The organism is Spirillospora sp. NPDC029432 (assembly GCF_040703975.1).
Lineage (GTDB): Bacteria > Actinomycetota > Actinomycetes > Streptosporangiales > Streptosporangiaceae > Spirillospora.
Map to the genome: position 1 here is coordinate 140851 of NZ_JBEZWH010000001.1, position 18811 is coordinate 159661.

At 74.0% G+C, this 18811-nt stretch carries 15 protein-coding genes; 8 read left to right on the forward strand and 7 right to left on the reverse strand.

Annotation, left to right across the window (positions count from 1 at the left end; translation table 11 throughout):
- Positions 1–3 precede the first annotated feature (3 nt).
- Both AB0881_RS00630 and AB0881_RS00635 read right to left on the reverse strand, forming a co-directional pair.
- Positions 4–1215: an alpha/beta hydrolase family protein gene (locus AB0881_RS00630; RefSeq protein WP_366613097.1), complete on the reverse strand. Its 1212-nt coding sequence runs from the start codon at positions 1213–1215 to the stop codon at positions 4–6.
- A 160-nt stretch (positions 1216–1375) separates the two neighbouring features.
- Positions 1376–1525 (reverse strand): hypothetical protein, encoded by a 150-nt coding sequence (locus AB0881_RS00635; RefSeq protein ID WP_366613099.1) that lies wholly within the window; start codon positions 1523–1525, stop codon positions 1376–1378.
- Between the two features lie 244 nt (positions 1526–1769).
- On the opposite strand from AB0881_RS00635, the gene fusA reads away from it, so the two are divergent.
- Complete coding sequence (gene fusA, locus AB0881_RS00640; protein WP_366613101.1) at positions 1770–3848, forward strand: elongation factor G; 2079 nt, start codon at positions 1770–1772, stop codon at positions 3846–3848.
- A gap of 60 nt (positions 3849–3908) precedes the next feature.
- Here the strand turns inward: fusA and dacB are convergent, their stop codons facing one another.
- The 3 genes from dacB to AB0881_RS00655 all read right to left on the reverse strand — a co-directional run bounded on the left by dacB (position 3909) and on the right by AB0881_RS00655 (position 7119).
- Positions 3909–5453, reverse strand: a complete 1545-nt coding sequence (gene dacB / locus AB0881_RS00645; RefSeq protein ID WP_366613103.1) for a D-alanyl-D-alanine carboxypeptidase/D-alanyl-D-alanine-endopeptidase — start codon at positions 5451–5453, stop codon at positions 3909–3911.
- Positions 5454–5523: 70 nt separating this feature from the next.
- Positions 5524–6144, reverse strand: a complete 621-nt coding sequence (locus AB0881_RS00650) for a pentapeptide repeat-containing protein (RefSeq protein WP_366613105.1) — start codon at positions 6142–6144, stop codon at positions 5524–5526.
- 51 nt (positions 6145–6195) lie between these two features.
- On the reverse strand, positions 6196–7119 hold the full coding sequence (locus AB0881_RS00655) for a LysR family transcriptional regulator (RefSeq protein WP_366613107.1): 924 nt from the start codon (positions 7117–7119) through the stop codon (positions 6196–6198).
- 100 nt (positions 7120–7219) lie between these two features.
- Here AB0881_RS00655 and AB0881_RS00660 point away from each other — a divergent pair, with 100 nt between their 5' ends.
- The 6 genes from AB0881_RS00660 to AB0881_RS00685 all read left to right on the forward strand — a co-directional run bounded on the left by AB0881_RS00660 (position 7220) and on the right by AB0881_RS00685 (position 14223).
- The gene (locus AB0881_RS00660) at positions 7220–8101 is read left to right on the forward strand and encodes a xanthine dehydrogenase family protein subunit M (protein WP_366613109.1); all 882 of its coding nucleotides are present in this window, start codon (positions 7220–7222) and stop codon (positions 8099–8101) included.
- The gene (locus AB0881_RS00665) at positions 8098–8577 is read left to right on the forward strand and encodes a (2Fe-2S)-binding protein (RefSeq protein ID WP_366613111.1); all 480 of its coding nucleotides are present in this window, start codon (positions 8098–8100) and stop codon (positions 8575–8577) included. Before AB0881_RS00660 ends, AB0881_RS00665 begins: the two co-directional genes overlap by 4 nt.
- The gene (locus AB0881_RS00670) at positions 8574–10967 is read left to right on the forward strand and encodes an aerobic carbon-monoxide dehydrogenase large subunit (RefSeq protein WP_366613113.1); all 2394 of its coding nucleotides are present in this window, start codon (positions 8574–8576) and stop codon (positions 10965–10967) included. The genes AB0881_RS00665 and AB0881_RS00670 overlap by 4 nt, the downstream gene beginning before the upstream one ends.
- Positions 10964–11710, forward strand: coding sequence for an XdhC family protein (locus tag AB0881_RS00675; protein ID WP_366613115.1), 747 nt, complete (start codon positions 10964–10966; stop codon positions 11708–11710). Before AB0881_RS00670 ends, AB0881_RS00675 begins: the two co-directional genes overlap by 4 nt.
- 271 nt (positions 11711–11981) lie before the next feature.
- Positions 11982–12959 carry a helix-turn-helix domain-containing protein gene (locus AB0881_RS00680; RefSeq protein WP_366613117.1) on the forward strand — a complete coding sequence of 326 codons (978 nt, stop codon included), beginning with the start codon at positions 11982–11984 and terminating at the stop codon, positions 12957–12959.
- Positions 12960–13149: 190 nt separating this feature from the next.
- A complete protein-coding gene (locus AB0881_RS00685; RefSeq protein WP_366613119.1) occupies positions 13150–14223 on the forward strand; it encodes a hypothetical protein in 1074 nt (357 codons plus the stop codon).
- 52 nt (positions 14224–14275) lie between these two features.
- Here AB0881_RS00685 and AB0881_RS00690 read toward each other — a convergent pair whose 3' ends face one another.
- Together AB0881_RS00690 and AB0881_RS00695 are read right to left on the reverse strand one after the other, a co-directional pair.
- Positions 14276–15163, reverse strand: coding sequence for an NAD(P)H-binding protein (locus AB0881_RS00690; protein ID WP_366613121.1), 888 nt, complete (start codon positions 15161–15163; stop codon positions 14276–14278).
- Positions 15160–16257, reverse strand: a complete 1098-nt coding sequence (locus AB0881_RS00695) for a hypothetical protein (protein ID WP_366613123.1) — start codon at positions 16255–16257, stop codon at positions 15160–15162. The genes AB0881_RS00690 and AB0881_RS00695 overlap by 4 nt, the downstream gene beginning before the upstream one ends.
- Before the next feature lie 375 nt (positions 16258–16632).
- Here AB0881_RS00695 and AB0881_RS00700 point away from each other — a divergent pair, with 375 nt between their 5' ends.
- On the forward strand, positions 16633–18804 hold the full coding sequence (locus tag AB0881_RS00700) for a protein kinase (RefSeq protein WP_366613125.1): 2172 nt from the start codon (positions 16633–16635) through the stop codon (positions 18802–18804).
- Positions 18805–18811 lie beyond the last annotated feature (7 nt).

Consider the following 18811-nt stretch of genomic DNA (forward strand, 5'->3'; position numbering starts at 1 on the left):
GCGTCAGTACCTGCGGGCGCCGATCGTGCTCATCATGGTCGGCCACGTGGCGTGCATCTCGCGCTTCCAGTAGCCCCAGGTGTGCGAGCCCGGACCGTAGAAGTTGGTGGTGAGCGGTACCCCGGCGGCCTTCGCGCGCGCCGCGAAGTCCTTCGAGCTGCGCTCGACCTGGGTCTCGCTCAGGTAGCGGATGTCCCAGGGCGCGCCCTTGTTCTTGTCCAGCGGGCCCGGGCTGCCGTTGCCGGACGACACGTGCACCCGGGTGGTGCGGAGCCGCGCCGCCAGGCTGGCCGGGTCGTGCGCGGCCCAGTTGGCGCGGTCGCGGTTCGGGTCGCCCCAGATCTTGCTCGCGTCCTGCCCGTTCGACGAGTTGATGTAGAGGAGCAGCGAGGGGATGCCGGGGGAGAGCATCGACAGCACACCGCTGTAGGCGGCGGCGTACCGGTACATGCCGGGGTGCCGCGCCGCGTACGTGAGCGCGCCCTGCGCGCCCGAGGACAGGCCCATGACCGCCCGCGCGGAGCCGGCGCGGAAGTTGCGCTCCAGGAGCTGCCGGACCTCCTGGGTGTGGAAGGTCTCCCACTTGGGGATGCCGCCCCGGCCGTCGTTGTACCAGTCGGTGTACGAGCCGTTGGAGCCCTCGGGCAGCGCCACGAGCACGTCGTACCGAGCGGCGACCTTGGCGATGTCGGTGCTGCGCGTCCAGGAGACGTAGGTGTCCTCGCCGCCGTGGAACGCGAACACGACCGGCCACGTGCGGGGCGCCGAGGTGCTCCACGCCCGGGGCAGCAGCACGCGCACCTTCTGGGTGGAGCCGAGCGCCGGGGACGCGACGCTGATGTCGATCTGCCGCTTCCCGCGCCACTTCACGGCGGTGATCCGCGCGCCGTCGTCGGCGGTGGCGGTGAAGGTGTTGCGGCCGGTGCCCGCGCGGCCGCCGGATCCGGACCCGGGGTCGCGGGAGCCGCCCCCTCCCGCGTCGATGTCGGGCAGGGGCAGCGTGTCACGGCCGGCCGGGGACGGCTCGGGCGTCGACCTGGGGGAGCGCGAGGCGGCCGGGGCGAGCTGCCCGTCCGAGGCGGTGGACGGCGTGGGGACGCTGTTCGCGCCGACGGCGTCGAACTCCTGCCACGGCATCAGCACCAGCAGCGACGGTACGACGGCCACGGCCACGATGCTGCCGATGGCGATCGAGCGATCCACCTGTTTGCGCACTGCTCCCCACCTTTCAAAGCGCAAACATTACTGGCGAGTCGCCCCAAGCGATAGGAATTTCCTCATAACTGTCAGATATAGGTCAGTAGGCCGGGCTCATTGACGAGCCCGGCCTGATCCGTCCCAAGTGCCGCGCCCCTCCGCCGGGGGCGGCGCCGGCTCATCCGCCGCCGGTGCGGCCCGCCGTGCCGCCGGGCGCGGATCCGCCGCCGCGGACGGCCTCGGCCCGCGGGTCGGGAGTCTCCGTACGGGGGCGGGGCCAGGCGTCGATCCTGGTACGCCGGGGGTTGGCCAGAGAAGCGCTCGTCATTGTCTGGATCCTCCCTTCATCGGTGCGTCATACCGTTCTAACGCGAATGGTCCGGGAACCTTCCCAGCGCGTTCGCCTGGATTCGGTAAATAGCTCTTTGCCATGATCCGGGCGCGATCCGTAATCCTTCCCGGTCGCGCGGGCCGGAAAACCCGTCGCGCCGGCGGTGTGACCCCGGTTACCGTCGCGCTGATCGCCGGCGGTCGTCAACCGATCAACCGAGCAGAGAAGGAGGACGGCGCCCATGACCACCACCACCCACAGGAACCTGGCGGACGTCCGCAACATCGGGATCATGGCCCACATCGACGCGGGCAAGACGACCACCACCGAGCGGATCCTCTTCTACACCGGCGTCTCGTACCGGATCGGCGAGGTCCACGACGGCGCCGCCACGATGGACTGGATGAAGCAGGAGAAGGACCGCGGCATCACGATCACCTCGGCCGCGACCACCTGCCGCTGGCCGCTGGACGGGACCGGCCACGCCATCACGATCATCGACACCCCCGGGCACGTCGACTTCACCGTCGAGGTGGAGCGCTGCCTGCGGGTGCTCGACGGCGCGGTGACGGTGTTCGACGGCGTGGCCGGGGTCGAGCCCCAGTCCGAGACCGTCTGGCGCCAGGCCGACCGGTACGGCGTGCCGCGCGTCTGCTTCGTCAACAAGATGGACCGTCCCGGCGCGGACTTCGAACGCTGCGTCGAGATGATCGCCGACCGGCTCGGCGCCGTCCCGCTGGCCGTCCAGCTGCCGCTGGGCGCCGAGGCGGACTTCCGCGGCGTGATCGACCTGGTCGGGATGCGGGCGCTGGTCTGGCCGGCCGCGGCCGAGCCGGGCGACGCCTGCGACGCCGTCGCGATCCCGGCCGCCCATACCGGGGCGGCCGCGCGCTGGCGCCGCCGCCTGATCGACACGCTCGCCGAGAACGACGAGGAGTTCATGGAGCTGTACCTCGCGGGCGCCGAGCCCGGCGAGGACGCGCTGCACGCCGCGATCCGGCGGCTCACGACCGCCCCGTCCGGCACCCGGTTCACGCCGGTGCTGTGCGGGACCGCGTTCAAGAACAAGGGCGTCCAGCCCCTGCTCGACGCGATCGTGCGCTACCTGCCGTCGCCGCTGGACGTCGCGGGCGTCCAGGGCGAGGCGCCGGACGGCGCGCCGGTCGTGCGCCGGCCCGCGGACGGGGAACCGCTCGCCGCGCTGGCGTTCAAGATCATGAGCGATCCGCACCTGGGCCGGCTCACCTACGTCCGCGTCTACTCCGGCCGCCTGGAGGCGGGCGGCACCGTGCTCAATCCGGTCAAGGGAAGGCGGGAGCGCATCGGCAAGGTCTACCGCGTGCACGCCAACCGTCGGGAGGAGATCGCTTCCGCGGGCGCCGGCGAGATCGTCGCGGTCATGGGGCTGAAGCAGACCACGACCGGCGAGACGCTGTGCTCCCGTACCGACCCGGTGGTCCTGGAGTCGATGGACTTCCCGGCCCCGGTCGTCCACGTCGCCGTGGAGCCGCGCTCGCGCGGCGACCGGGAGCGGCTGGCCACGGCCGTCCAGCGGCTGGCCGAGGAGGACCCGTCCTTCCAGGTCGGCGTGGACGCCGAGACCGGGCAGACCGTCCTCGGCGGGATGGGCGAGCTCCACCTGGAGATCCTCGTCGACCGGATGAAGGAGGAGTTCGGCGTCGTGGCCGCGGTGGGACGGCCCCAGGTCGCCTACCGCGAGACGATCCGGAGACCGGTGCCGAAGACCGACGTCCTGTACCGGAAGCAGACGGGAGGCAAGGGCCAGTACGCCAAGGTGCGGATCTCGATCGAGCCGATCGCGGACGGGTACGAGTTCGTGAACCGCGTCACCGGCGGCCGCGTCCCGAAGGAGTTCATCCCCTCCGTGGACGCTGGCTGCCAGGAGGCGATGCGGTCCGGCGTGCTCGCCGGGTACGAGCTGACCGGCGTGCGCGTGACGCTGCTCGACGGCGACTTCCATCCCGTCGACTCGTCCGAGATGGCCTTCAAGGCCGCCGGGGCGATGGCGTTCCGGGAGGCCGTCCGGCAGGCGTCGCCCGTGCTGCTCGAACCCGTGATGGCCGTCGAGGTCACCACGCCTGAGGAGTACCTGGGCGAGGTCATCGGCGACCTCAACGCGCGCCGCGGCCGCGTCCGCGCGATGGGCGAGCGCGGCGGCGCCCGGGTGGTCGAGGCGGCGGTCCCGCTGGCGCGGATGTTCGGGTACGTCGGTGACCTGCGCGGCGCCACGTCGGGCCGCGCGACGTTCACGATGCGGTTCGACTCGTACGACGAGGCGCCGCGGGACGCCGAGGCGTAGGTGAGAGCGGGCGCGCCCGCCCGGAGAGGATCCGGGCGGGCGCGCCGTACGGTCACCCGGTCAGCAGGTGAGCGTCCAGGTGCACTCCAGCCGCACCCCGGAGGACGGGGCCTGGCGCGCGGTCGAGGCGCGCTCCGCCGCCGGGCCGCCCGCCAGCCGGATGGCGATCTTGTCCTCGATGTCCTTGGGCGCGCCGCCGGAGTAGCCGTTCAGCACGACCGAGAAGACCAGCCGCCGCTCGGAGGCGTCCTTCACGTACCCCGACAGCGCGGTCGCGCCGGTCAGCGTGCCGGTCTTGGCGTGCACGTTGCCCGCGGCGGCCGTCCCGGACATGCGGCTCCACAGCGTGCCGCCCTTCATCCGGTCGGGGTACCCGGCGATCGGCAGCGCCTGGTACCAGGCCGGGAACCACGACTTGGCCTGCGCCTTGCGGAGCACGGTCCCGATGTCCTGCGGCGCCGTCCGGTTGGACCGCGACAGCCCCGAGCCGTCGGCCATCTTCAGCCGCGCGGCCGGCACCCCCTGGGTCGCCAGGTAGCGCTCGACCACCGGCAGCCCGGCCCGCCAGCTGCCCTTCCCGGCCTTCTCGCGGCCGATCGCCTTCACCAGCGTCTCGGCCATGACGTTGTTGCTGAGCTTGAGGAACGGCGTCATCAGCCGCGACAGCGGCATCGACGTCCGCGACGCCACCCCGGTCACCCCGGCCGGCGTCCGGCCGCGCCGGGTCGTCCCGGAGACCTTCACGCCGTGCCTGCGCAGCGCCTGGCGGAAGACGTCGGCCGCGTACAGCGCGGGCTCGTCGACGGTGCGCAGGTTCGTCACGGGCGCCCCGCCGGCGGGGTACGAGCCCTTCACCACGATCGTCCTGGCGCCCTCGGGACGTTCGACCGAGAGCGTGGAGTCGCCGCCCTCCTTCCCGGTGACCGCCCGGTTGTCGATCTTCACGGTGCGGGTCGGCGGGTCCAGCGCCACCTTGACCGGCTTCCCGGCCGCGCCCGGCTTCACGATCACCTTCACCGAGCCCGCGTTGAACTCGTCGTCGGGCGCCAGCGTCAGCGCGGAGATCTCGGCGGCGTACGCGTACTGGAGGTCCGTCGGGTCCCAGGTCGGCACGGTCCGCTGCGCGTCGAACCAGGTGTCGTCGGCGACCAGGTCGCCGGTGACGCGCTTGACGCCCCTGGCGGCGACGTCCGCGGCGAGCCTGTCGTACTCGGCCGCCCGCATGGTGGTGTCGCCGGTCCCCTTCAGGTAGAGGTCGCCGGCGACGGTGGCTCCGGCCTTCTTCGCGTACACGCCGGTACGGAACCGGTGGTCCGGCCCCAGCAGCGCCAACGCGGCCGCGGAGGTGTGGATCTTCATGTTGGACGCGGGCATCAGCGGTGTCCCGGCGCCCCGGGTGTAGTGCACCTTCCCGGTCCTGGCATCACGCACCTGGACCCCGATCTCGGCTCCCTTGAGCCTCTGATCGGCCAGGATGGCGTCCAGGTCGGCCTTCAGCCCGCCGGCCTGGGCGTCCGTGCTCGGCGATGCGAGAGCGGGAGCGGCGGAGGCCAGCATGACGGCCGTTCCGCCGAGCAGCGCGGTGAGCGTACGACGCATGATCATGTCAGGAGCCTAGGGGGTCGGCGCGCACCGTGGCGAGCCGGATCCGCAGCGTCACGCGCCCGCCGGCCGGTCAGCCGGGTCGGACGTCGAAGCCGAACGCCCCCGCGACGGCCGCCGCCTGCGCCGGATCGATGATCGCCGACCGGAACCGGGCGGTGTCGAGGTTCAGCACGTTCAGGTCGCTGCCGCGCAGATCGCAGCCGGCGAGTTCGGCCTGGTGGAACCACGAGGCCGACAGGTCGCAGTCGCGGAACGACGCGCCCTCCAGCCGGGCGCCGGTGAGGTCGACCTCGCGCATCCGTACGCCGGTGAACTCCGAGCCGCGCAGGTCCGCGCCGGGCAGCCCGGCGAACGACCAGTCGCCGCCGCCGACCCGCAGCGCCCCGAACGTGCACCCGTCGAACATGCTGCCGGTGAGCTTGCAGCCGGTGAACTCCGCGTCGAAGAAGGAGCAGCGGGTGAACGTGCAGTTCACGAACGCCGAGTCCGTGTGCACCGAGCAGTTGAACCGCACGCCCCGGAACGTGCAGTCCTCGAACCCGCTCCCCGTGCCCTCGACCTCCATCAGATCGACGTCCACGAACAGCACGCGGGTGAAGACCTCGCCGTCGAGCCCGGTGAACTCGCGGTCCCCGAAACGGATCGTCGTCTCGGTCGGCGCGGCCGGCGTGCCGTACCTGCGTTCTGCCACTGCCGTCCCCCGATGCCGTGAAATGCCAGGTCCGACCCTATCCGGGCGGCGCTAACTCCAGAGTGTCACGTACACCGGGGGCCGGAAGCGGGACGGCGGGACACCCGATCCGGGGGTGCGCATCACGTGCAGCGCGTCGGCCGTCGCCAGGAAGCGGGCGAACGAGCCCGCCAGTGCCGACCGCCGGTCCGCCGGCAGCGTCGTGACGTGCCAGCGGACCTCCACCGGCGTCGCCGGGGTGGCGACGACGCTCAGCTCGCCGCGCTGGACGCGCGGCGCCACCAGGTGCGCCAGCGCGATCGCGAGGCCGTCGCCGTCCGCCGCGGCGGCCCACGCGGCGGTCTGGTTCGGGTACACGCGGATGCGGTCCTCGGGCACCTTGAGCCGGCGCAGCAGCCCGCTGGTCTCGCTCGCCGGGTCGGTCCCGGACGGGTCGACCAGCCAGACCGGGTGCGGTACGGGCGCGGTGCCGACCGCGACGAGCCGGGCGCGGAACACCGGCTCGCTGACCAGGCCGGGCTCGTTCCCGAGGTACGGGCCCAGCGCGACGTCGGCGAGCCGGTTGTGCAGCAGCACCGGGATCTCCCGCCGGGCGACCACGCCCGAGCCGCCCTCGACCGCGCGGGCCGTCCGGCGGGCGAACGCGTCCAGCAGGGGAGTGGCGACGAACTCGGCGACCGCCGCCGTCGCCACCACCCGCAGCGCCTCGGGGGCGCCGCGCGCGTCCCGCACCGCGCCCTCGGCCTCGGCGCCCAGTACCACCATCTGCGAGGCGACCGGAAGCAGCCGGGTCCCGCCCTCGGTCAGCGTCATCCCCCCGGGCCCGCGCACGATCAGCGGATCCCCCAGATGCTGGCGCAGCGCGGCGAGCGCCTGCGAAACAGCGGGCTCGCTGACGTTCAGCGCCCGCGCCGCCTCCTTCACCGACCCGAGCCTGGCCACCAGCACGAACGCGCCCAGTTGCGTGAGGGTCATGAGGGCAGTCTGGCCTTAAGGGATTGCTTATCCGGCTGTTGTGGCCGCCTGCGGCCGGGGCGAGAATCCGCACACCCGACCCCGCGCCGAAGGGATCGCCATGCAGGTTCCCGCCCGCTTCGAGTACGCGAAGGCGGCCAGCGTCGAGGAGGCGCTCGCCCTGCTGGCCAGGCACGGCCCGGAGGCCAGGGTCGTCGCCGGCGGTCACAGCCTCATCCCGATGATGAAGCTGCGGCTGGCCGATCCCGAGGCGCTGGTGGACATCAACGACGTGGCGGAGCTGTCCTACATCCGGATCGATGGGGACGCGCTGCGGATCGGCGCGCTCGTCCGGCACGCGGAGCTGCTCGACTCGGCCGTGGCGGGCGAGCACTTCCCGATCCTGCACGACGCGGAACGGGTGATCGCCGACCCGGTGGTGCGCAACCGCGGCACGGTCGGCGGCTCGCTCTGCCAGGCCGACCCGTCCGAGGACCTGTCGGCCGCGTTCGGCGCGCTGCGCGCCGAGGCGGTGATCCGCGGCCCGTCCGGCGAGCGTGCGGTTCCGGTCCGGGCGTTCCACACCGGCCCGTACGAGACGGTCGTGGAGCCCGGCGAGCTGCTGACCGAGCTGCGGGTGCCGATCAGGCCGGGCGGCTCCAGCGCGTACGAGAAGGTCGAGCGGCGCGCGGGCGACTGGCCGCTGGCCGCGGCCGGGGCCGTGCTCGCGCTGGCGGGGGACCTGCGGATCGCCGAGGCCGGGATCGGCCTCACCGCCGTCCGCGCCGAGCATTTCGTCGCGGCCGAGGCCGAGGAGCTGCTGCGCGGCGCCGAGCCGTCCGAGGAGCTGTTCCGCGAGGCGGGCCGGGTGGCGGCCCTGCACTGCGACCCCGGGTCCGACCAGCGCGGCCCGGCCGACTACAAGCGGCATCTGGCCGGCGAGCTGACGACGCGGGCGCTGCGCCGCGCCTACCACCGCGCGATGGGAAGGGCCCGGATATGAAGATCACCGTGACCGTGAACGGGGAGGCGTTCGCGCGGGAGGTGGAGCCGCGGCTGCTGCTCGTCCACCTCCTGCGGGACGAGCTGGGCCTCACCGGGACGCACTGGGGCTGCGACACCTCCAACTGCGGGGCCTGCGCCGTCTGGCTGGACGGCGTTCCGGTCAAGTCGTGCACGGTCCTCGCGGTCATGGCCGACGGCAAGGAGGTCCGCACGGTCGAGGGGCTGGAGCGCGACGGGGTGCTCGACCCCGTCCAGCAGGGGTTCTCGGAGTGCCACGGCCTCCAGTGCGGGTTCTGCACGCCGGGGATGATGATGGTCTCCCGCTGGCTGCTGGACCGCGTGCCCGACCCGTCCGAGGGGGAGATCCGCGAGGCGCTGTCCGGGCAGATCTGCCGGTGCACGGGCTACGAGAACATCGTCCGCTCCGTGCGCTGGGCCGCCGACCACCCGGCCGGGAACGAGGTGACGTCATGACGGTGCACGAGACCACGGGGACGCAGGACCGCCACCACGGGTTCGGCCGGGTGCCGCGCAAGGAGGACGCCCGGTTCATCCGCGGCAAGGGCAACTACGTCGACGACATCAAGCTGCCGGGGATGCTGTACGGTGCGGTGCTGCGCAGCCCGCACGCGCACGCCCGGCTTGTCTCCGTCGACACCACGGCCGCCGAGGCGCACCCGCAGGTCAAAGCGGTGATCACCGGGGAGACGCTGGCCGGGCTGGATCTCGCGTGGATGCCGACGCTGTCCGGCGACGTGCAGGCCGTGCTGGCGACCGACAAGGTCCGCTTCCAGGGGCAGGAGGTCGCGTTCGTGGTGGCCGAGAACCACTACGCCGCCCGCGACGCCCTGGAGCTCATCGACGTCGACTACGAGGCGCTGCCGCCGGTCGTCGACGCGCGGCGGGCGCTGGACGAGGACGTCCCGGTCATCCGCGACGACCTGGAGGGCCGTACCGGCAACCACATCTTCGACTGGGAGGCCGGCGACGCCGCGCACGCGGAGCGGGTCTTCGCCGAGTCGGACGTCGTCGTCGCGCAGGACGTCCTGTACCCGCGCGTCCATCCGGCGCCGCTGGAGACGTGCGGGATCGTCGCGGACATGGACAAGGTGACGGGCAAGCTCACCGTCCACACCACGACGCAGGCGCCGCACGCGCACCGCACCGTGTACGCGCTGGTCGCCGGGCTGCCCGAGCACAAGATCCGGGTCGTGTCGCCCGACATCGGCGGCGGCTTCGGCAACAAGGTCGGGATCTACCCGGGGTACGTGTGCGCGATCGTCGGGTCGATCGTCACGGGCCGTCCGGTGAAGTGGATGGAGGACCGCTCCGAGAACCTGATGACGACGTCGTTCGCCCGCGACTACCACATGCGCGGCGAGATCGCCGCGACGCGGGACGGGCGGATCCGCGGCATCCGGGTGAAGGTGCTGGCCGACCACGGCGCGTTCAACGGCACCGCGCAGCCGACGAAGTTCCCGGCCGGGTTCTTCCACGTGTTCACCGGCTCGTACGACATCGAGGCCGCCCACTGCGCGGTCACCGGCGTGTACACCAACAAGGCGCCGGGCGGGGTCGCGTACGCGTGCTCGTTCCGCATCACCGAGGCCGCGTACCTGGTCGAGCGGCTGATCGACATGCTGGCGCTGGAGCTGGACGCCGACCCGGCCGAGCTGCGGCTGCGCAACCTGGTGCGGCCCGAGCAGTTCCCGTACAGCACCGCGACCGGCTGGGAGTACGACTCGGGCGACTACCCGCGGACCCTGCGGCACGCGATGGACATCGCCGGGTACGACAAGCTGCGCGCCGAGCAGGCCGAGCGGCGCCGCGAGGGCACCGGCTCGCTGATGGGGATCGGCATCAGCTTCTTCACCGAGGCCGTCGGCGCCGGCCCGCGCAAGCACATGGACATCCTCGGCCTCGGCATGGCCGACGGCGCCGAGCTACGCGTCCACCCGACGGGGAAGGCCGTGCTGCGGATCTCCGTGCAGACGCAGGGGCAGGGCCACGAGACGACGTTCGCGCAGATCGTCGCGCACGAGCTGGGCCTGCCCGTGGACGACGTCGAGGTCGTGCACGGCGACACCGACCAGACGCCGTTCGGGCTGGGGACGTACGGCTCCCGCTCGACGCCGGTCTCGGGCGCCGCCACCGCCGTCGTCGCCCGCAAGGTCAAGGAGCGCGCCCGGATCGTCGCCGGCGCGATGCTGGAGGCGTCCCCCGACGACCTCGAATGGAGCCCGGGGCGCTGGTCCGTGCGGGGCGATCCGGGCACCGGCGTCTCGATGCAGGAGATCGCGATGGCCGCGCACGGCAGCGTCGAGCTGCCCGAGGGCGTGGAGGGGCACCTGGACGCGACGACGGTCTACAACCCGCCCAACCTGACGTATCCGTTCGGCGCGTACATCGCCGTGGTGGAGGTGGACCCGGGCACCGGGAAGGTGTCGGTCCGGCGCTTCGTCGCCGTCGACGACTGCGGCGTCCGCATCAACCCGATGATCGTGGAGGGGCAGGTGCACGGCGGCCTCGCCGACGGTGTCGGGATGGCGCTCATGCAGGTCATGGCGTTCGACGAGGACGGCAACCACCTCGGCGCCTCGTTCATGGACTACCTGCTGCCCACGTCGATGGAGTGCCCGTCCTGGGAGCTGGGCGAGACCGTGACGCCGTCCCCGCACCATCCGCTCGGCGCGAAGGGCGTCGGCGAGTCCGCCACGGTCGGCTCGCCCGCCGCCATCGTGAACGCGGTCGTCGACGCGCTCCGGCCATATGGCGTCAGGCACGCCGACATGCCGCTGACCCCGGCGAACGTGTGGCGCGTCATCCAGGGCCGCCCGTTCCGCACCGACCTGGCCATCCCGTGAACGAGCTCGCCGAACGGCTCCGTTCCGAACGCACGCCGTACGTGCTGGCCACCGTGGTCCGCACGGAGAAGCCGACGAGCGCCCGCGCGGGCGACCGGGCGCTGGTCCTTCCCGACGGCACCCTGGAGGGCTTCGTCGGCGGGGCCTGCGCCGCCTCGACCGTCCGCGAGCAGGCCCTGCGCCTGCTGGCCGAGGGGGAGTCGGCCCTGCTGCGGATCACCGCCGACCCGGCGGGCACCGCGTCGCTCGACGGCCTGGTGACGGTCGGGAACCCGTGCCTGTCGGGCGGCACCCTGGACGTCTTCCTGGAGGCCGTGATCCCGCCGCCGCTGGTGCAGGTCTACGGGGACGGCCCGGTGGCCCGCGCCCTCGCGGACGTCGGCGCGGCCGCCGGCTACGAGACGTCCCTCTGCCCCGGTCCCGACCCCGTGGCGGCGGACGCGGCGGCCGTCGTGGCGGCCACCCACGGCCGCGACGAGGAGGAGATCCTCCGCCGGGCGCTGGCCGCCGGGATCCCGTACATCGGGCTGATCGCCGGCCGCCGCCGGGGCGAGGCGGTGACGTCCGCCCTGGAGGACGGCCACCGGGTGCGTACGCCGGCCGGACTGGACATCGGGGCCCGGACGGCGGGCGAGGTCGCCCTGTCGGTGCTCGCCGAGATCCTCTCCCTGCGCGCCGTCCCGGAACCCGGACGTTCCGAGCGCTCCGCCCATCACGCGGAGTGCGACGACCACTGCGGCTGAGGCGCGGGCCGCGGTCGGGCGCCCCGGTCCCGCTGGGGCCGGGGCGTTTCGTTCCGCGGACGGCCGAACGGCGTTCTTTCGTTTCGTGTGGTGACCGGCCCGGTGCACGGCGGTGATCCTGGCCCGGAGGAGCCGACCGGAGCGAGGAGGGGAGCGCCGGTCGGGCCAGGAACGGACACCGGCCGGCGACCGCCGCGTCGCTCCGCTTCGCCGGGCGCCGGCCGGGGTACCGTCACGGGCACGGATACGTCTGCGACGCGCGGAGGTGTCGGTGCCCGCCGGTTCCCCGAACGGTCAGGTCGAGCGGTCCGAGTTCGCCACGGCCGACCCGCTGGTCGCCCGCGAGTTCATGGACCGGGCGTACGGCGGGCGCCTCCTGGTTCAGCGGACCCGCGAGAGCACCACGCGGGTGGCGCTGTCCCACGCGGACGCGGGGGACTTCACCGTGAGCGACCTGAGGTTCTCGGCCGACCTCACGTTCCGGATGACGGGCCAGGGCACCGTCATCATCAACACCGTCTTCCGCGGCGCCATCCAGCGCGACCGCCGCAAGGGCGCCGACCGCTTCGCGCCCGGCGACGTGTACATCGCCAACTACCCCGGGGCGGACTACCTCTCGCACGTCCGCGACATCCGCACGTGCACCATCACCTTCCCGGCGGCCCTTCTCGGCGCGGTCGCCGGAACCTGCGCGGACGGGCCCGCCGCGCCGCCGCGGTTCCTCTCGCTGCGCCCGCTCGACGCCGCCGCCCGGGACCAGTGGAAGGACGCCGCGGACTTCGCCGTCCGCACGCTCGCCAACCCGCGGGCGCACCAGCCGCTCCTCCTCGGCAACACCGCCCGCCTCCTCGCCGCGACCGCCCTCGCGGCCTTCCCCAACACCGTGCTCCTGGACGGGGACACGGGCGCCGACCGCTCCGACGCGGCCCCGGCCGCGCTGCGCCGCGCGATCGCCTACATCGAGGACCACCACACCGACCCGGACATCACCGTCGCGGACATCGCCGCGGCCGCCGGTGTCACGCCCCGCACCCTGCAGTACGCCTTCCGGCGGCACCGGGGCACCACCCCCATGGGGTACGTGCGGCGCGTCCGCCTGGCCGCCGCCCACGCCGACCTCCAGGCCGCCGGCCCCGGCACCACCGTCACCGCCGTCGCCGCCCGCTGGGGCTTCCACCACCCCGGCCGTTTCGCCGCCGACTACCGCGCGGCGTACGGCCGTTCCCCCAGCACCACCCTGCGCGCCTGACCGTCCGGAACCGGCGGGGCGATGTCACCCAACCGATGGAATCGCGTTTGACCGGGTGCGGTCATGAGTGTCAGAGACCTTGAACACTTCCCGTGATCGATGGATCGTCCTCCGTGGACAACGGCCACGAGGGTGTCGCCGAACGCTCCCTGCTCCCAGGCGTGCCCTCGTACGACGAAAGGGGCACGACGTGCCACGGGGGTATGCGATTCGCAGATGGACGGCGGCCGCCACGGTCATGGCGGCGGTGCTGGGGGTGAGCATGGCCGGCCAGGTCGCCGCGCCGCCCGAGGCGGAGGCGTTCGCCACGTACTACTGGTTCTCGTCGGGGCACGGCGAGCACGAGAAGGTCACCAGGGCCGCGCTGGCCTGTCCCGAGGACCAGCCGTCGGACGGCACCTGCTTCGAGCCGGACTCGATGGACGTCCTGGCGGGCTACCGCACGTACCTCGGCGGCGTCGGCGCCCCCGACTCGTGGGCGAGCGGCGGCGAGCTTGACAACGCGGACGCGCACTGCGACAACGCCGACTACATCCGGTCGGAGGACAACGGGGGGAACGCGTACGTGCGCACCCGCGCGCAGGCGTCGGAGCAGCTCGTCGCCTGCCTGACGCACCTGCGCGGCCGGTTCCAGGGCGCCGCCCGGGAGGCCGGCGAGGTCTTCGACGACGACGGCGAGCTGTCCGGCTACGAGAGCCGCGCGCGGTGCGCCGACTACGGGCCGCCCGGTGAGCGGGCGCGCGCCAAGTGCCGCTTCGTGGACCTGTTCGGGCGCGCCCTGCACGGCGTCCAGGACTTCTACTCCCACTCCAACTGGGTCGACTCCCACGACTCCGGCAAGCCGACCAGCGTGTCGAACCCGCCCGGCATGCACCGCAGCGAGGTGTTCCCGCTGATGAACTTCCGGCTGCCGGTGTCGTCCCCGTCCGACGTTCCCGAGCAGCTGGCCACCGGCTGCTACCCGTCGGACGAGTGCCAGAACCGGATCCGCCACGACGAGGAGCTCAACAAGGACGTCGCCCAGATCGACCCGGCCACCGGCGAGGTGACCAGGGACGGGACCAGCGCGCGCGGCCAGATCTCCGACAACCAGGAGCGCGCCGTGCGCTGGGCGATCAGCGACACCCGCCGCCAGTGGGCGGAGATGCGGGCGGAGATCAGGGAACGGTACGGCGCGGAGAAGGGCGCCACCATCATCTGCGCCATGACGCACGACACCCCGGTGGGCAACTGGTGGTGGACCACCGGCGACTGCGAGGAGTGACACCGGCCGGCGGCGGGCGCGGCGCGCGCGCCCGCCGTCCGTGCGGCTCCCGTCAGGTCGCCCGGTGCGCGTCGAGGGCCGGGCGCAGGTGGGCGTACGCCCAGGCGGCGAGCGGGGTCGGGGTCGTGGTGACCAGGTCGCGGGGCTGCTCGGGCACGAGGTCGCGCGATCCGGCGGTCATCCCGACCATGCCCTCGACCGCGGCGGGCGGCAGGCCGGCCGCGAGGAGCCCCTGGCGCACCGCGGCGTCGTCCACGGTCTCCAGCCGTACGGGCCGGCCGAGCGCCCCGGTGAGGATCCCGGCGACCTGCCGGAACGTGAGGTCCTCAGGCCCGTGGACGGCCTGGACGGTCCGGCCCCGCCAGTCCTCGTTCAGCAGGCGGGCCGCGGCGACGTCGCCGATGTCGCGGGGATCGACCCACGGCATGGGGGCGTCGGGGCGGAACGCGGTCGCCAGCACGCCCCGCGCCAGCCCGTCCAGCTCGAACAGCAGGTTGGTGAAGAAGTAGGCGCACCGCAGGTGGAGCACGTCGGCGCCGGTGCCGTCGAACAGCTCCTCGATCCGGGCGAGCCCGTCGATGTGGCCGACCCCGTGCCGCTTCTCCGCGCCGACGCTGCTCAGGAACACGATGCGGGCGACGTCGCCGGCGCGGGCGGCGTCCGCGAGGGCGGCGGCGGTCCGCGCCGAGGTCTCGATCGGGTCGTCGGCGACGTGCGGCGTCGGATCGACCCAGAAGACCGTCCGCGCCCCGGCCACGGCCTTGCGCACGTACGTCGCGTCGGTCAGGTCGCCCTGGCGCACGTCGGCGTGCTCCCGCGTCCCGGCGTCCAGCCGCGCCGGGTCCCGCACCAGGACGCGCGGCCGTACCCCGGCCTGGATCAGCAGCCGGACCACGCGCGATCCGACCCGCCCCGCCGGTGTGGTGACGGCGATGGTCATGGAGATCCCCCTCCGGTCGTCGTTCCCCCGGACGGTACGAACGAACGCGGACGGGGCGTGACCTCGTTCGCCGGGCCGGCGGCGCAGGCGGGACGGGTGCGCGCGGAGTACGAGCGGGACGCGATGATCAGCCCGTGCCCGAGGCCGGCGAACGCCAGGCCGCCGAAGGCGGTCATCCAGATCAGGCCCGCCCGGTCGAAGCCGCCCGACGGCTCGGGGGCGGGCAGCGCGCCGAGCGCGGCCAGCGGCGCGTAGGCGGTGATGGCCGTGCCGTACAGCGCCAGGCTCGCGGCGGTGAGCCGGGCGGGGACCAGCGGCAGCTGCCGGGGGACGCGCCGCCCGGCCAGGACGGGGATCCGGCGGGGGAACGCCATGCCCCACGGGTACATCAGGGCGAGCAGCAGGAGGATCGCGACCATCGCGGCCAGCACGGTGACGTCGATCCCCGCCGCCGCGAGCGCCCTCGCCGGGCCGGAGGCGCCGGCGTTCGCCGCGCGCCACTCCTCCGCCGTGACGCCGAGCGCGTCGCCGCCGAGCGTCCAGACCGTCTTGACGCCGGCCCAGGGCAGGACGCCGCACATCAGCGCGTAGACGGCCGTGCGGGTCCGCCGGGAGGCGGTGGAAGGCGCGGGATGGGCGAGCGGGCCGCCGCCCGGATGCCCGTGGGCCCGGCCGCAGCGGGGGCACCTGCCGCGCGAGCGGCGGTGGTACGCCACCGCGCAGAGGGCGAGGAACGCGGCGGTGGCCGTACTCAGCAGAACGTGGGCCAGGCCGGTGGCGCTTTCCACTCCGCCGCCGGACAGCAGCGTCACGAAATGGAGCGGAAATCCGATCATTCCCGGCACGAAGATCGGAATTGGCGCGATCACCAGGGCGGCGCGGACCCGGGTGGGGCGTTCCGTTCCGGCGAGGCAGGCCGCGGCGGCGAGAAGGGAGAGCAGGGCCAGGAGGAATTGGGCCGCCGGCGGATGGTCATGGTGCGGGGTCGCCGGCACGGCGGTGCCCGTCAGGGCCCAGGCCGCCTGCGCGGCGGCATTGACGGCGGCGGACGCCGCCGCCGCGTACGGCGCCCATACGGGCCATGGAGCGGTCATGTCGGGTCTCCGGATCGGCGGGGAGGCGGGCGCTCCCGCCCGTTGCGAAGATCGCAGGCGGGGCGCGGCGCGCCCATCGCCCGCAGGTGGGAACCGCCTCCCCCGTACGGGGGAATGGAACGTTTCCGTACGCGCCGAATGGAAATCGGGAACGCGTTCTAAAAGGATCATGTTGATCACGGCCGAAAGTGGACGGTGAATGGCGGAATCGCGCCCCCGGCTTGACCCCCGCATTCTTTGGCGCTCCACTGGTGATGCCTGATTCCAGGGGTGGTGCGGGCGTTTTTCCGGTGCGGTCCCGCGACCGCGCCGCACGGGGGTCGCCGGACACCGGCGACGACGATCGTTGCCTGCCCTAGTCAGGGGGACCGAGGGATGAGCACGTGGCGGCTGGACGGGTTCACCGAGGTCGGCGAGCTCGGTTCCGGGGCGCAGGGCCGGGTGGTGCTGGCCCGGCGCGACGGCTCCGGAGCCTACGTGGCGATCAAGTACGTGTCGGGGCAGGGCGGGCGCGTCCCGTCGCGGCACGAGGCGCGGCTGATGGCCGCGGTGGACGACGAGCACGTCGCCCGCGTGTACGAGCTGGTCGAGCGGCCGGACGGCGCCGCGATCGTCATGGAGGCGGTCGAGGGCGTCTCGCTGAAGCGGCTGCTGCACGCGCACGGGACGCTCGAACCCGAGGCCGCGCTGCTGGTCCTCAAGGGGTCCCTGCTGGGCCTGGCCGCCGCGCACGCGGCGGGCGTCGTGCACCGCGACTACAAGCCCGCGAACGTGATCGTGCGGGCCGACGGGTCCAGCAAGCTCATCGACTTCGGCACCGCGACGGCGGCCGGGCACCGGTCGCTGTCCGGCACGCCCGCGTACATGGCGCCCGAGCAGTGGAGCGGGGACCCGGCGACGCCCGCGACCGACGTGTACGCGGCGACGTGCGTGTTCTACGAGTGCGTGGCGGGGCGCCCCCCGTACGGCGGCGACGGCGACATGGTGCTGATGGCGCAGCACGTGACGGCCGCGCCGCCGGTCGCGGGCGTCCCGGAGCCGCTGCGGGCCCTGGTCGCGCACGGCATGGCCAAGGAGCCGGCGCTGCGTCCGGGCGACGCCGCGGAGTTCGTCCGGGAGCTGGAGGAGGCGGCGCGCTCCGAGTACGGCGACGACTGGGAGCGCCGCGGGCTGCTGTTCCTCGCCTCCGCCGCGGGCGGGCTGGCGGCGCTGTTCCCGGGGGTGGCGGCCACCGGCACGGCGGGCGGCGCGGCCGCCGGCGGCACGCTCGGCCGCAGCGTCCTGCACGGCGGCGCCCGGGGCGCCCGGCACGCGGGCAAGGTCAGCCGCGTGCACGTGTTCGGCGGTGTCGCGGTCGCCGCCGCGGTCGTCGTCGGCGTCGCGACCGTCGCCCTGGTGCTCGGGAACGCCAGGACGAAGGATCCGGTCGCGCTCGCCAAGCCCCGCCCGACGCCGGTGGGGACCGTACCGCCGGCGGTCACGCCCACCCCGGACCCGGACGGCGCGTCCGAGCCGCCGTCGGAGCCGCCAGCGGCCACTGGCACGCCGTCGCCCGGCCCGACATCGGCGTCCCCGTCGGCGTCCCCGACGGCGTCCCCGTCCCTGATCCCGGCGACGCCCAGCCCGTCCCCGACGGTGATCGGCGCCCCGCCCGCCCCGGTCACGCCGCCCACGACGGCCCCACCCACCACGGCCCCGCCCACGACGCCGCCGCCCACGACGGAGCCGCCGCCCGCCTGCCCGCGGGTGACGCGGGCCGCGCAGGCGTTCGGGCCGGTGGACGTCGGCGGCACGGCCACCGAGGCGATCACGATCGAGTGGAACGCGTGCTACGACGCGGCCGGGATCCGGGTCACCGGCGCGGAGGCGTTCCGCTCGACCGGGACGACCTGCCCGCCCGCGACCGGCGCGTCCTGCACGGTCACGATCGCCTACGAACCCCGGACGACCACCAGCGACAGCGGCACGCTCATCGTCCCGGACCGGGACGGCGGGACCGCCGTGACCGTGCCGCTGACCGGCACCGCCGTGGCCGCCGACTGCTTCCCGCACGCCGACGCGCACGATCTCGGCGAGGTCGCCGTGGGCCGCACGGCCGAACGCGAGTTCTCCTACCCGTGGCGCGTGTGCGACGACGAGCGGCGCATGACCGTGACCGGCGGGGGCGGGCAGTTCACGGTGACGCTCACCCGGTGCCCGCCGGCGGACGACGGCGGCCCGTGCTTCTACACCGTGCGGTTCACGCCGAGGGAGGCGGGCGCCCACACGGCCGCCATGGTCATCCCGAGCGACCAGGGCGGCCGCGCCGTGGACATCACGTTCACCGGTACGGGAATCGGCGCGGAGACCGCGGCACCGGAGCCCGAGGCGACCGCCACCCCGCGCCCGACCGGCACGGACGAGCCGACGCCGAAGCCCGAGGAACCGGCGGAGTCCCCGAAGCCCGCCCCCGAGACCACCAAGCCCGACCCGGCCCCCGAGACGACCGAGCCGCCGTCCGCGGAGGAGCCGTCACCGCAGCCCAAGGCGTCCCCCACCGGGACCTAGGAACGGA